At 63.1% G+C, this 13,939-nt stretch carries 13 protein-coding genes; 5 read left to right on the top strand and 8 right to left on the bottom strand.

What is annotated here, in order from left to right:
• Positions 1 to 2 precede the first annotated feature (2 nt).
• Entirely contained in the window at positions 3 to 482 is a 480-nt protein-coding gene (locus R4P64_RS03320; protein WP_080711774.1) for an NUDIX hydrolase, read from the bottom strand.
• Between the two features lie 192 nt (positions 483 to 674).
• On the opposite strand from R4P64_RS03320, the gene R4P64_RS03315 reads away from it, so the two are divergent.
• Positions 675 to 2,126, top strand: a complete 1,452-nt coding sequence (locus R4P64_RS03315; RefSeq protein WP_317819262.1) for a CCA tRNA nucleotidyltransferase — start codon at positions 675 to 677, stop codon at positions 2,124 to 2,126.
• On the opposite strand, the gene R4P64_RS03310 is transcribed toward R4P64_RS03315, so the two are convergent.
• The 3 genes from R4P64_RS03310 to R4P64_RS03300 form a co-directional block, all read right to left on the bottom strand.
• Positions 2,123 to 3,418: an MFS transporter gene (locus tag R4P64_RS03310; protein ID WP_317819261.1), complete on the bottom strand. Its 1,296-nt coding sequence runs from the start codon at positions 3,416 to 3,418 to the stop codon at positions 2,123 to 2,125. The two genes, R4P64_RS03315 and R4P64_RS03310, sit on opposite strands and share 4 nt — an antisense overlap.
• A gap of 26 nt (positions 3,419 to 3,444) precedes the next feature.
• A complete protein-coding gene (locus R4P64_RS03305; protein ID WP_033235285.1) occupies positions 3,445 to 3,879 on the bottom strand; it encodes an SRPBCC family protein in 435 nt (144 codons plus the stop codon).
• Positions 3,880 to 3,979: 100 nt separating this feature from the next.
• The gene (locus R4P64_RS03300) at positions 3,980 to 4,921 is read right to left on the bottom strand and encodes an NAD-dependent epimerase/dehydratase family protein (protein WP_317819260.1); all 942 of its coding nucleotides are present in this window, start codon (positions 4,919 to 4,921) and stop codon (positions 3,980 to 3,982) included.
• Between the two features lie 153 nt (positions 4,922 to 5,074).
• Between R4P64_RS03300 and R4P64_RS03295 the strand changes: the two genes are divergently transcribed.
• Positions 5,075 to 5,770 (top strand): TetR/AcrR family transcriptional regulator, encoded by a 696-nt coding sequence (locus R4P64_RS03295; protein WP_045066036.1) that lies wholly within the window; start codon positions 5,075 to 5,077, stop codon positions 5,768 to 5,770.
• 12 nt (positions 5,771 to 5,782) lie between these two features.
• A complete protein-coding gene (locus R4P64_RS03290; protein ID WP_116104206.1) occupies positions 5,783 to 6,388 on the top strand; it encodes a YqgE/AlgH family protein in 606 nt (201 codons plus the stop codon).
• Position 6,389: 1 nt separating this feature from the next.
• Here R4P64_RS03290 and R4P64_RS03285 read toward each other — a convergent pair whose 3' ends face one another.
• Both R4P64_RS03285 and R4P64_RS03280 read right to left on the bottom strand, forming a co-directional pair.
• The gene (locus R4P64_RS03285; protein WP_033235281.1) at positions 6,390 to 7,370 is read right to left on the bottom strand and encodes a bile acid:sodium symporter family protein; all 981 of its coding nucleotides are present in this window, start codon (positions 7,368 to 7,370) and stop codon (positions 6,390 to 6,392) included.
• 4 nt (positions 7,371 to 7,374) lie between these two features.
• Positions 7,375 to 8,508 (bottom strand): MFS transporter, encoded by a 1,134-nt coding sequence (locus tag R4P64_RS03280; protein ID WP_308191093.1) that lies wholly within the window; start codon positions 8,506 to 8,508, stop codon positions 7,375 to 7,377.
• 175 nt (positions 8,509 to 8,683) lie between these two features.
• On the opposite strand from R4P64_RS03280, the gene R4P64_RS03275 reads away from it, so the two are divergent.
• Entirely contained in the window at positions 8,684 to 9,352 is a 669-nt protein-coding gene (locus tag R4P64_RS03275; RefSeq protein ID WP_317819252.1) for a FadR/GntR family transcriptional regulator, read from the top strand.
• Here R4P64_RS03275 and R4P64_RS03270 read toward each other — a convergent pair.
• Together R4P64_RS03270 and R4P64_RS03265 are read right to left on the bottom strand one after the other, a co-directional pair.
• Complete coding sequence (locus R4P64_RS03270; RefSeq protein ID WP_317819250.1) at positions 9,349 to 10,305, bottom strand: DUF1648 domain-containing protein; 957 nt, start codon at positions 10,303 to 10,305, stop codon at positions 9,349 to 9,351. The two genes, R4P64_RS03275 and R4P64_RS03270, sit on opposite strands and share 4 nt — an antisense overlap.
• Positions 10,306 to 10,310: 5 nt before the next feature.
• Entirely contained in the window at positions 10,311 to 10,790 is a 480-nt protein-coding gene (locus tag R4P64_RS03265; RefSeq protein WP_317819248.1) for an SdpI family protein, read from the bottom strand.
• A gap of 102 nt (positions 10,791 to 10,892) precedes the next feature.
• Here R4P64_RS03265 and leuS point away from each other — a divergent pair, with 102 nt between their 5' ends.
• Positions 10,893 to 13,739 (top strand): leucine--tRNA ligase, encoded by a 2,847-nt coding sequence (gene leuS / locus R4P64_RS03260; RefSeq protein WP_317819246.1) that lies wholly within the window; start codon positions 10,893 to 10,895, stop codon positions 13,737 to 13,739.
• The last annotated feature ends 200 nt before the right edge of the window (positions 13,740 to 13,939 follow it).

Below are 13,939 nucleotides of genomic sequence, written 5' to 3'. Positions count from 1 at the left end.
TTTCATCCTGCGTCCGGTTCCTTCGGAAGCATGGGGGCGTGGGGCATCTCGGCGATCATCTGTGCGGCAAGTTCGGCTAGTTTTCGTTCGTCCGCGTACGCCAGGCGTGAGTGCAGTTCCGCGAGCGGTACCCAGGCCACTTCGGTGACCTCGACGTCTTCGTCGGACAGTTCGCCGCCGAGGAATCTCAAGAGATAGTGGTGCACCGTTTTATGGACGCGTCGGCCCTCGGTGACAAACCAGTAGTCGATGCTGCCGAGTGGCGCGAGGACGGTTCCCTGAATGCCCGTTTCTTCCTCGACCTCACGCATTGCCGTCTGCTCGGCGGTCTCGCCCTGCTCGATGTGTCCCTTGGGCAGTGACCACAACAGACGACCACGGCGGTCGGTTCGTCCGATCAGTGCAGCACACAGGCGTTCGGGCGGGCCGCCCCAGCCGTCGACGACCAATCCGCCCGCCGAAGTTTCGCGGACTGTACGCATCGGGGATCGTTCAGGATTGCCGACGGCAGGACGACGCCGCGAGTTGCGGCGGCTCCTGTTCGTTCGTTCGGCACCTGACACCCCATCGATACTAGTTGGCATCGTCTGGTTGGCCGGTAACCCGCGCAAACCGGGTGCTCGCGTTGATATGCGCGTTCTGCTATTTGCGCACCTTAAGTAAGCTCAATCGACGTGACTGCCCCTACCTCCGATGCCGATCGCCGTGCACGGCTCCTTGCCGACGCTTCCGACACATTGCGCACGCTCTCCGATGTGTTGACCCCGCTGGGTGAGCGCTTCGCAGCGGCCGGCCACGAGCTGTACCTGGTAGGTGGCAGCGTGCGCGACACAATCCTTGGCCGGTTCAGCGGTGATCTGGATTTCACGACGGACGCGCGCCCCGAGAAGGTGCAGGCTCTGCTCAAGGGCTGGGTCGACAAGCAGTGGGATACCGGGATCGATTTCGGCACGATCAGCGCGATCAAGGACGGCCAGGAGATCGAGATCACGACGTTCCGGGCGGATGCCTACGATCGTGTGTCGCGTAATCCGGTAGTCCGGTACGGCGAGAATCTTGCCGACGATCTGGTGCGGCGTGATTTCACGGTCAACGCCATGGCCATGGCGATAGGCGCCGACGGTTCGTTCACGTTTGTCGATCCGCTGAACGGCATGGACGCTCTGCTCGCCGGGGAACTCGATACGCCGTCGGCTCCCGAGAACTCGTTCAACGACGATCCGCTGCGGATGCTGCGCGCGGCACGGTTCGTATCTCAGCTTGGTTTCACGTTGAACAATCGCGTTTTCGACGCCATCAAGGACATGGCTTCGCAGATCGAGCGGATCACGGCCGAACGTGTGCAGACCGAGCTCAACAAGCTCATGCTCGGCATGTACCCGTTGGACGGCATCAACGTCATGGTCGATTCCGGTTTGGCGGATTACGTGCTGCCCGAGATCCCGCAGATGAAGCTCGAGATCGACGAGCATCACCAGCACAAGGACGTCTACCAGCACTCGCTAACGGTGCTGCAGCAGGCCATCGACCTCGAGGACGGCGACCCGGACCTCGTATTACGTTGGGCCGCACTGCTTCACGATATCGGCAAGCCGGACACCAAGCGTAACGAGCCCGGCGGCGGCGTCAGCTTCCATCACCATGAGGTTGTCGGTGCCAAGCTCGTGCGCAAGCGTTTGCGTGCCCTCAAGTTCTCCAAGCAGATGGTGGACGACATCTCGCAGCTCGTGTTCCTGCACTTGCGTTTTCACGGTTACGGCAAGGGGCAGTGGACGGACTCTGCCGTGCGCCGGTACGTCACAGATGCCGGTGAACTTCTCCCCCGCTTGCACAAGTTGGTGCGCGCCGACTGCACCACCCGCAACAAGCGTCGGGCCGCGCAGTTGCAGGCCACCTACGACGACATCGAAGAGCGGATCGCCCGTATCGCCGAGCAGGAAGACCTCGCTCGGGTGCGTCCCGATCTCGACGGCAACGCCATCATGGAACTGTTGAACATTCCTGCCGGTCCCCAGGTGGGTAAGGCGTGGACCTTCCTCAAGGAGTTGCGTCTCGATCGTGGTCCCCTCGACCGGGACGAGGCCGAGGCCGAATTGTTGACGTGGTGGGCTGCCCAGCAGTCCTAGCCTTCTCGCTTTTTGCGGTTGATCAACACCGCCGACAATCCGGCGGCGTAGACGCCCGCACCGGCAAGGGCTAATCCGACGCTCTTACCGTCGGGTGCGATCACCGTCGACGCGGCGGCGATCGCACCGATGAACGCGACGTTGAACACGGTGTCCTGCAAGGAGAAAACCTGGCCACGACGGTTGTCGTCGATGTCGATCTGCATCGCCGCGTCGCCGGCCAGTTTCACGGTTTGACCGGCAACGCCGAGAAGGAACGCGGCGATCAGGAGTGATCCCTGCGTCAGTGTGGTGACAAAAACGAGTTGGATGATCACGGCGGCCGTCAGTGCGTAGGTGACGGTTCGCGAGCGACCGAGCCGCGGAATCACAAACGGTGTGATCAGTGCGGCGATCAGCATGCCGATGGCCGTAGCGCCAACGGCAACACCGAATCCCGCCATCCCACCAGGGAGCGCCGAGCCGTTGGACGTGTCCCGAAGCACCAGCACCATGATCAGTGTGTTGATGCCGAAACAGATTCTGTGCGAGCCGATTCCGATCATCGTGGTAGTGACACCGGGAGCCTCCCAGACGGCAGTGGCTCCGGTCTTCAGGCCCGTCAGAACGGAATGAAGAGCGCCCGTGTTGGTTCTTTCCGAGGAGGTGGGGCCAAGTGATCTGGCGGTAAACCGTGCTGCCGCCACAGCTGCGACCGCCGATCCGATGGCAGCGCACGCCACGGCGATTGCGGACGCCCGATCACCGGCACCCACAATCCCGATAATGCTCACCGCCGCGGTTGCGCCCAGGGCCGACACCACTGAACCTGCGGTTGTGAGAACGGAATTGGTGGCCACCAACCAGGATTGCCGAACCACTTTCGGGAGTGCAGCCGAGACTCCGGCGCCAACAAATCGGCTGACCCCGATAGCCGCCAATGCGCACAACAGCAGCGGCGTGTCCCCTCCCCCGCTGGCGAGCAGAACAGCGGTCGTGAGGATCAGCAGACCGCGCAGAACACTTGCCCACAGCAGGACGAGGCGCCGGTCGAGGCGATCTAGGAGCGCACCCGCAAAGGGTCCGATGATCGAATAGGGCAGCAGCAGTACGGCAAACCCCGCCGCAATCGCCACGGGATCCGTCTCGCGTTCCGGGTTGAACAGGATCGCGCCGCCCAGCGCGGCCTGAAACAACCCGTCGCCGAACTGGCTCGAGAAGCGGACAAGCGCCAACCGTCCGAGGCCCGGGGATTCCCGCACAGTGTGGAGCGTCCGGGACCAAGCCTCGCGGCGGTTCGAGGCTGGGGTCATGTAGTGAAACTCTAGCGGGAACCGAACTATCGACCGTCGAACCGGTCCCGCAGTGCATCGAGGCCAACCAGGTACACGTTGTCGCCGAAGGCGTTCTCCACGACGGGGATGATCTCGTCGCCTCCGTCGTAAGTGGCGGTCCACCTGACTTCACAGCCGTCAGGCGTCGGCACTACTTCGATGCGCGCAATGTAGTTCTTGACCGGAAGCGGTTGGTCGAGTACCTCGTAGCTGTACGTTCGGCCGCTGTTGTCATGCTCGATCAACTCTTCACGTGCTACGACATTGCCGTCGACGATGAATCGGCGTACAGCACCTGGCGTGGTCGGGTCTGCGCTTTCTTCCATTTCGGAAGGGGGGACGCGCGGGTGCCACGAGGCGAGTTCGTCGAATCCTTTGATCACAGACCAGATCTGGTCCGGCTCGACGGGCAGAGTGGTTGTTCGTAGAAGCGTGGGCATAAGTACCTCTCTAGTGCTTCGCTCGGTGTGACGTGGACACTAGGGAGCTCGTGGGCCGGGTGGGAACGCAAATCCCATTCATTGGAAAGGTGCGTGCTCTTCAGGCTGCCGCGGTGCGGGCCTGTTCTGCTCGCCACCAGCCGACAGTTTCGCGCGCTGCCTGATCGAGTGGCGTCGGCGACAGCCCGAGGAGGGCTTCGCTGGCAGTCGAATCCATCACGAAAGGCTTGGTGAACTGGTAGTTCATCTCTGCCAGTTCGCGGGTATCGGTGTGTACCTTGCCGACGGTATCGAGAACCCAGGCCGGGAGTACGCCCACCTTGGCGGCGGGGGCTCCTGCGGCGTCGGCAAACGCCTCGGCAATGGTGCGTTGGGTGAGCGCGGGTCCGGTGGGTGCGTGCAGGACGGAGTTCCACAGTTCCGGGTTGTGTGCCGCGGCGATCATCGCTGCCGCAAGATCGGGTACGTACGTGAAGGAGTGTGGCTGATCTGCCGATCCGATTACCCGAATCTTCTTTCCTGCCATCACTTTCGGAGCCATGCGTTCGCCGGCGTGAGCTGTGCGCACGTAGGGGCCGAAGAAGTCCGACGCCACCACGCTGACGGTGGGTGTGGCAGAGGCTTCGCGGGTGCGCAGTAGCATCGCGCGCACTCCGCGCTTACCGCCGCTGACGTTGCGGGGGTCGGATTCCGTCATCACGGTGTCGGAGTTGTACGCGTAGAGGCTTTCGGGGAACACCACAACGGCATTCAACGAGGCTGCGACGTCGAGGATGACTTTTTCTGCCGCGGGGAGTTCGCGTTCCCAGTCCGCGGCGTTGTAGGCGGCATGAATGCAGTGGTAGATCGCGGTGGCGCCGTCGGCGGCGGCGCGCAGTGCGTCTCGATCCGACACATCGACGCGTCGACGCTCGATCCGTGGGTGCGTAGGTCCGCTTCCGGATCTGGTCAGGAGACGGACGTTGATCCCCTGCTCGGCGAGTTGTAGCGCCACGGTGGATCCGACTGGTCCTGCGCCGGTGACGATTTCGAGGTTCGACATGATGTCTCCTACCTGAGGTTCGTGGGTTGGAGAGCACTGCTCTCGTTTTCTAGGATGCGCCTCATGGTGTGCAATGTCAAGAGCACTGCTCTCTTTTATTGGCGCTGCTCTCGTTTGTTGGCTCTGCTCTCGGAATTGAGGCAAGCTGTGTCCATGGCCGGCACCCCCCGCGAACGCGCGCGTGAACAGACCTTGCAAGACATCACCCGGATCGGCCGCGAGCATCTGGCAGCGGTCGGCGCTGCGGCTCTGTCGCTTCGCGCGGTGGCGCGAGATCTGGGCGTCGTATCCTCGGCGGTCTACCGGTATGTGGCCAGCCGCGACGAACTGCTCACCCTTCTTGTCGTGGATGCTTACACCGAGCTGGGCGCCGAAGTGGATGCTGCAGTGGATGCTGTTGCGGCAGAAGATTATCGGGGGCAGTTTTTGGCGTTGGGCCGAGCCGTGCGGGCCTGGGCGATACGCGAACCCGCTAGATACGGACTGCTGTTCGGCAGTCCGGTGCCCGGCTACAACGCACCGGGTGAGCAAACCACCGGGCCGGGCACGCGGGTGGTCACCAGGCTGATCGCAATAGTCGACAGCGCGCATCGGGCGGGTGCCCTCACATCGTTCCCCGACGCAGCAGTCGGTGAACCCTTGAAGGCGGATCTGGAACGTGTGCGCGCGGAGATGGGCGTCGAATTGCGGCCCGAGGCAATCACCCGCGGAACCTTGGTGTGGGTGTCGCTGTTCGGTTCTGTGAACTTCGAGGTGTTCGGGCAGTACGGATCGGACACCTTCACCGAACCGGCCGAGCTTTTCGAGCGGCACCTCGCCTTGCTCGCGGGAATGGCGGGCTTGGAGTGAGATGATGTAGGTGTGTCGCACGCAGAAGAACCCGAAGACCGTATGGCCTGGATCGAACCCGTGGTTGGGCCGGGCAGCTTGTTGGTGTCGTCCACCGACCTCGTTGAACCTGCGTTCCGTCGCACCGTCATCTACATGATCGAACACAACGACGCGGGAAGTCTTGGGGTCGTGATCAATCGGCCGAGCGAGACGACTGTGCAGAACGTCCTTCCGCAGTGGGCGCCACTGGCCGCCAATCCGTCGGCCCTCTACGTCGGCGGGCCGGTGAAACGCGATTCCGCACTGTGTCTCGGCACCGCGCGCAACGGGGCAATCATCGACGGTGTCGCGGGTTTGCGGCGCGTCGACGGCAAGGTGGTGATGGTGGATCTGGATTCCGATCCCAACGTGATTGCTCCGCTGGTCGAGGGAATTCGCATCTTTGCCGGGTATTCGGGTTGGACTGTTGGGCAGCTTGATTCGGAACTCGAGCGTGACGACTGGATGGTGACCGCTTCCTTGCCGTCGGACGTTGTGACGCCGTCGCGGATCGATGTGTGGGCCCGGGTGCTACGACGCCAGCCCTTGCCGCTGGCCATGCTGGCCACTCATCCCATCGAGGTTGAGCGGAACTGATCTAACCAACTCTGATGGGATCCCGGTTCGCGAAGCGTTGCGCCAGCGCGGCACACACGATCAGCTGGATTTGATGGAAGATCATCAGCGGCAACACGATCAGGCCGACAGGTTGACCCGCGAACAGGACAGCCGCCATCGGCAGGCCCGTCGCCAAGGATTTCTTCGATCCGCAGAAGATGATGACGATCTGATCGGCTAGATCGAAGCCGAGCCTGCGCCCCGCGAAGGTTGTCACCGCAAGCACCACCGCGAGGATCACGCAGCACACCGCCACCAGGATCAGGATCTGCCAGATCGTGATCGTGCTCCAGATGCCTTCCTTCATGCTCTCGCTGAAGGCGGCAAAGACAACCAGAAGGATGGACCCGCGGTCGACGAACTTTGTTGGCTCTGCGTACTTTTGAAGCCAGCCGATTACCAGTGGCCGGATCAGCTGGCCAATGATGAACGGGATCAGCAACTGCACGACGATGTCGAGGATCGCCGAGAAATCGACCGTTGCCTCGCCGGTGGTGTTCATCAGTAGAACCACCAGCAGCGGGGTGATGAAGACGCCGATCAGGTTGGAGAACGACGCACTGACGATCGCGCCCGCAACGTTTCCCTTGGCAATTGACGTGAAGGCGATCGACGACTGAACCGTCGACGGAACCAGGCACATGTAGAGGATGCCGGTGTACAGCTCGTCGCTGATCAGCGTCGGCGACAGGAATCGCAGTGCCAGGCCGATCAAGGGGAACAGGATAAACGTCGACGCCAACACGACGCTGTGCAGCCGCCAGTGTTTGACGCCCTTCCAGGCTTCCTGCGGCGAGAGGCGGGCGCCGTAGAGCAGGAACAGGAAGCCGATGGCGATCTTGGTGGCCCAGTCGAGCACTGTCTCAGCGGTGCCCGATACCGGGAACACACTTCCGAGCACTGCGGCGATGATGATGCCGAGGATGAACCCGTCGATGTAGAACCTGCTGAGAAACTTCACCTGGCTAAGGATAACGACGTGCTGCGCGGGCGTTGAAGGTCATCATGACCAGGCACAAGACTGCTCCGATGATCGACAGTTCGATTATCGCGGTCTGCATCCCTTGGACGGTGATGGCGATGCCCGCGAGAATGGACGGTATCGCCAACCCCGCGTAACTGACGGTAAAGAACGCCGCGAGGATCGCGCCGTGGCTTTCGCGGGCGTGTGCTCGCGCCGCGGCGTTGACTCGTTTCATGCCGCCGGCAAACACCAATCCGTGCCCGGCGCCGACCACAATGGTGACAACGCTCAGCAGTGCGAGGCTCGGAACGATATCGACGACAAGCAACCCGATCATCCCGAGAGCCAGAATTCCGAGACCGACGATCGTGGACGCGCGGGGGTCCATCCGGCTGCCACCGAGTTGAGCGATCACGGAGCAGATCATGACCAGTGCGGCAGCGCCGCCGGCAAGTAGAAGATTGTTGATCCCGAGCAAGCTGGTCATCCACGACGGGACTACGGATTGGAACAGGCCGACCGCTCCCCAGGAGAGTGCGACAGCAAGTGAACTGAGCCAGAACGTTTGCTGGATTACCGCGGGAACGCGGGGAATCTGGAACAGGCTCTTCGGGCGAGCGGTCCTTGTGCCGCGCGGTAGCAGCAACAGAACGATGAGGGCGGGAACAAACGCGACAAGGAAAATCAGGTACGGCAGGCGCAGCGGTTGGGGCAGGTATTGCGCAATTGCGCCCGAGACGAGCGGTCCCAGCGCGCCCCCGAGCGCACCCGTCACAGTGGAGACGAGAGCTGCGCGCCGGTGATCGAACGTCGGCTCCTGTTCAACGAGCGCAGCGCTACCGGCCGCGCTGACTGCGCCCACCGCAATTCCTTGTGCGATCCGACCGAGAAACAGCCAGACGGTGGCGTCGGCAAAAGCGAGGACAAGCGTTCCGGCGACGCTCAAAGCCAGTGACATCAGGAGCACGGCGCGTCGGCCGAGAAAGTCGGAGAGTGGGCCGAAGAACAGCAGCGCCGGCACCAACCCAGCGACGTAGACGCCGTAGATGAGCGTCTGGATTGTGGGCGTGAATCCGAACTCGCTGCGGTAGAGCCCGTAGACGGAGGTGGGCATGTTCGCGCCGAGCAGGATCACGGTGAGGACGTAGCCGACACCGTAGAAGTGTCGATTGGTCCGGCGGGTTGCGGTTTGCGCGGTGAGTGCTGTCGTGGACGTGGGAAGCCCCTCCTCAAATACATGGGTCGTCCTACGTATCGTAAGGGAGCGGAACGAATGGCGCGAATGGCGCAAAAGCTGTGAGGATGGGCAGATGACAGTGGTTCGCAAGGAATCGGCGTACGAACAATCCCTCGAGTGGATGCGTGCGCAGATCGCGGACGGTTCGTGGACCGTCGGCAATCGCATCCCGACTGAGCCGGAGCTGATGAGCGTCCTGGGCGTCGGGCGGAACACTGTCCGAGAGGCAATCAAGACCCTGACATCCACCGGGGTGCTCGAGATCAGGCGGGGATCGGGCACCTTCGTCCGGGCGCGGACGGATATCGGCGGTCTGCTGGGCCGCCACGCCGCGGTCGAAGAGATGACGTACGTCTTCGAGGTGCGTCGGGCGCTCGAGGTCGAGGCGGTCCGATTGGCGTGCGAGCGGCGCACGGACGAGGACGTCCGGATTCTGCGTGAGCTGGCGGAGAAGCGAGACCACGCCGGGGACGATTTTGTCGAGGTCGATCTCGGCTTCCACATCGCGGTTGTCGAGGCCGCACACAATCCGGTTCTGAAGGAATTGTTTGCCGGCATCCTCGAAACCGTTCGAGCCACCTACAACGTGACGGAAGGTGTGCACCCGCCGTCATTGACGTCGCTGCATCACCGAGGAGTCGCGGCAGCCATCGAGGACCGAGATGTCAACAGAGCCCGCAGTGCCGCGTGTGGCTATCTCGAGAAGACGAAGGAAGCGATCGGGACGAGCGCGATCGATTAACTGCTCCGGGCGTCGGCGAGGCTGTTCAATGCGCCGGCTATGTCGTCGGCTTTCGGGGTGGTGACGGTGAGCTTGTCGCCGCCCGCAAAAGTAATGACGACCGCGGGGCCGGTGCGCGTGACGATGCCGTAGTTGCGACGCCCCTTGCTCTTGAGTCCCCAGCCGCCGAAATCCGCAAATGGTTTGATCTCCGCGACCTTGGCACCGACAACCTCGTCGACGCCGTAGGTCATGGCAGGCATGCCCATGTTGAACACCTTGATCTCGGTGGTGTCGACAACAACGCGGAAGCGAACGAGGGTCACGCAGAACACGGCAAGCACGAGGAACAGTGCCAAGAACCAGACGGAGCTGACCAAGCCGAGGATGATTCCGGGCGCCGCCATGATCAGTCCGAAGATCACGGAACCCTTGGTGGAAAACCCGACGTCGTCGGTGATGGGCAGTGCAGCGTCGCTTCGGGGCAGAGTGCGGTTCGGAGCTTCCGTCGCCGCGGTGCGCTGGCGATAGTCGCGTAGCAACGACGCTCCGAACAGGCCGACGACGCATCCTCCGAGCGCTCCGGCCGCGAGGGCTCCGATGGGCGCGGGAACGGACGACGGGTCGACCACGTCGAGTTGAGCGTGAAGCGATGCGACCTGGCCACCGGTGATGATGCCCACCACGATCAGGCCGAGGACGATCATGAATCGACGCATCATCAGCATTGCGGGCGCGAGAGCTGCGATTGCCGAGAGTCCGGCGCCGAACAGAATGGTCAGCAGAGCAAACGTCCACGCGCTGGTCGTGGGTGTCGCAAAGCCGTCGGCCGACGTCATGGACCAGTGCGTGGCGATCTTGTCGGGGAGCCGGGGGTCCCACAGTGTTGTGAGTACAACGCCACCGAGCGCGCACAGCACGGGGACAAGGAGACCGAAGAATGCCCCGGCGGGATCGATTACACGATGTTTCACGTGAATCAATGAGTCGGCTGGCAAGCATCCTTGAGCGAGCAGGCACCGCAGGAGCCGGTGCCGCAGTCGGCGGCATTTGCCTTGGCTTCGGGGGTTTCGGCCGCGGGTTCTTCGGTGTGTCCGCAGTTGCAGTCGTTGCCGCAACCGCTCTGCTCGGGCAGGGCTGCGGCCGCTCGGGCGCCGATGCTGCCGCCGAAACCAGCGGTGAACACTGCGCCCACCACGGCGACAAGAGCGATGGCGAGGCCCATGGCGGTGCTCATCGTCAACGCGCCGATGCCACCGAGAACGAGGAGGCCTGCCGCAGCGGCCATCGTCGGGCCTGCCACCTTGTTGGCGAGCGCAAACGATTCTTCGCTTCGCAACGTATCCGGGGTCCTGATACCCGCCCAGCGGTTACGCGGAAGCTTGCCGATCAGTCCGGCAACAGCGACTCCACCAACGGCAAGAGCGAGCACGAACAGCACTACAGCAACAACGATCACCCATACAGGATAGGCGCGAGTGGAGTTGATGGTATGCCCGGGTGGCGCAGGCTCTACCCTGGTTAACGGTATTCAACGGCAGCCAAGTAGATAGCGACCACAGTGACCGAGTCTCCGCAGTCCCCCGATTCACCAGTCGACGCCACCCCGCAGCACCGCTACACCGCGGAGCTTGCCGGCCAGATCGAGCAGCGCTGGCAGGACCGCTGGAGCGAGGAGGGCACGTTCAACGCGCCCAATCCGGTCGGTCCGCTCTCCTCCCCCGACGGCGTGCCCGCCGACAAGCTGTTCGTTCAGGACATGTTCCCGTACCCCTCGGGTTCGGGTCTGCACGTCGGCCACCCGCTCGGCTACATCGCCACCGACGTCTTTGCGCGCTTCCATCGCATGCACGGCCGCAACGTCCTGCACACCCTCGGCTACGACGCCTTCGGTCTGCCGGCCGAGCAGTACGCCGTGCAGACGGGTACCCACCCGCGCACGACCACCGAAGCGAACATCGCCAACATGAAGCGTCAGCTCCGACGCCTGGGCCTGGGCCATGACGAGCGTCGTAGCCTGGCGACGACGGATGTCGACTTCTATCACTGGACGCAGTGGATCTTCCTGCAGATCCACGGCGCGTGGTACGACAAGGCGGCCGGCAAGGCCCGTCGTATCTCGGAGCTGGAAGCCGAGTTCGAGTCCGGTGAGCGCACTGTCGACGACGGCCGCGACTGGGCTTCTCTGACCGTGGCCGAGAAGGCCAAGGTTGTGGACTCGTACCGCCTTGTCTACCAGTCCGATTCGATGGTGAACTGGTGCCCCGGTCTGGGAACCGTTCTGGCCAACGAAGAGGTCACTGCCGACGGTCGTAGCGACCGCGGCAACTTCCCCGTCTTCCGCAAGCACCTCCAGCAGTGGATGATGCGCATCACCGCGTACTCCGACCGCCTGGTCGACGATCTCGAATACCTGGATTGGCCGGACAAGGTCAAGGCCATGCAGCGCAACTGGATCGGCCGCTCGTACGGCGCCGAAGTTACCTTTGCGGCAGGTGAATACGGCATCGACGTATTCACGACGCGCCCCGACACGTTGTTCGGTGCCACGTACGTGACGCTGGCTCCCGAGCACGATCTGGTCGACAAGCTTGTTGCCGACGAATGGCCGGAAGGCGTCGACGCACGCTGGACCGGTGGCGCCACCACTCCTGCGGAAGCTGTTGCGGCATACCGTAAGTCGATCGCTGCCAAGACGGACCTGGAGCGTCAGGAAAACAAGGAGAAGACCGGCGTCTTCCTCGGTTCCTACGCGATCAACCCCGTCAACGGCCACAAGGTCCCGGTCTTCATCGCCGATTACGTTCTGACCGGCTACGGTACCGGCGCGATCATGGCTGTTCCGGGACACGATCACCGTGACTGGGAGTTCGCCAACGCTTTCGGTCTCGATATTCTCGAAGTTATTGCCGGCGGCGATGTTTCGGAGGCCGCGTACTCCGGTGACGGCGCTCTGGTGAATTCCGACTACCTCGACGGTCTGGACGTGGCTGAGGCCAAGGCCACCGTCATCAGCAAGCTCGAGGAGTCCGGTCACGGCAAGGGCACCATCCAGTACAAGCTGCGCGACTGGCTCTTCGCGCGTCAGCGTTACTGGGGCGAGCCTTTCCCGATCGTGTACGACGCTGCCGGAAACGCGCATGCTCTACCGGATTCGGCTCTGCCGGTGGTTCTTCCGGAGGTCGAGGACTACGCACCCGTGTCCTTCGATCCGGACGACGCCAACTCAGAGCCCTCTCCCCCGCTGAACAAGGCAACCGACTGGGTCAACGTCGAACTCGACCTCGGCGACGGCCTGCAGACCTACCACCGCGACACCAACGTCATGCCGCAGTGGGCCGGTAGCTCGTGGTACCAGCTGCGCTACATCGACCCCACCAACCAGGACACGTTCTGCGATCCGCAGAACGAGGCCTACTGGACGGGCCCGCGTCCGGAGCTGCACGGCCCCAACGATCCCGGTGGAGTCGACCTCTACGTCGGCGGCGTCGAGCACGCGGTGCTGCACCTGCTGTACTCGCGGTTCTGGCACAAGGTGCTCTTCGACCTGGGCTACGTGTCCTCGAGCGAGCCGTACCGTCGCCTGTACAACCAGGGCTACATCCAGGCCTTTGCGTACACGGATGCCCGCGGCGTCTACGTGCCCGCCGAAGAGGTCGTCGAGAAGGACGGCAAGTACTTCTACGACGGCGCCGAGGTCAACCGTGAGTACGGCAAGATGGGCAAGAGCCTGAAGAATGCCGTTGCGCCGGACGAGATCTGCGCCGAATTCGGTGCGGACACGCTCCGTGTGTACGAGATGTCGATGGGTCCGCTGGACACCTCGCGTCCCTGGGCGACCAAGGACGTCGTCGGTGCTTCGCGCTTCCTGCAGCGCGTGTGGCGTGTTGTCATCGACGAGGAGACCGGCAAGCCCCGCGTCACCGACGACGCCCCGGGCGAAGAGACGCTTCGTGCACTCAACAAGGCAATCGCCGGTGTCAGCGAGGATTACACCGCACTGCGCGACAACACTGCGGCCGCCAAGCTGATCGAGTACAACAACCACCTCACCAAGGCCTTCCCCGGCGGCGCTCCGCGCTCCGCCGTCGAACCGCTGGTGCTGATGCTCGCTCCCCTGGCACCGCACCTGGCAGAAGAGCTGTGGTCACGCCTCGGTCACACGGAATCCCTTGCGCACGGGCCCTTCCCGGCTGTCGAGGAGAAGTGGCTCGTCGAGGACACCGTCGAGTACCCGATCCAGGTCAACGGCAAGGTGCGTAGCCGCATCAGCGTCCCGGCCGACGCCGATCGCAAGGCTGTCGAGGAGATCGCGCTGGCCGACGAGAAGATCGTTGCCCTGCTCGAGGGCAATGCGCCCCGCAAGGTGATCGTCGTGCCCGGCAAGATGGTGAACATAGTTCTGTAGGCGCTTCGCGCACGTGCGCCGTTTTGGTAGTTACCGCTACCGAAACGGCGCACAGTCGTATCTGGGGGCCGTTCAGTCGTTGTCCTGATTGTCCCGCTCCGCGGAACATGGCGTAGCGCGCGTTCGACGCGAGGGCTGTGATGCAGGTAACACGTTACCGAGATCGGTAGCTGTCGTTCACCGCACATCCCAGCAAGGCC

Origin of the sequence: Rhodococcus sp. IEGM 1366, from assembly GCF_033142425.1 — a bacterium.
GTDB classification, from domain to species: domain Bacteria; phylum Actinomycetota; class Actinomycetes; order Mycobacteriales; family Mycobacteriaceae; genus Rhodococcus_F; species Rhodococcus_F globerula.
Note: the sequence above shows the minus strand (reverse complement) of the source record. Positions and strands in the feature narration are given on the sequence as shown.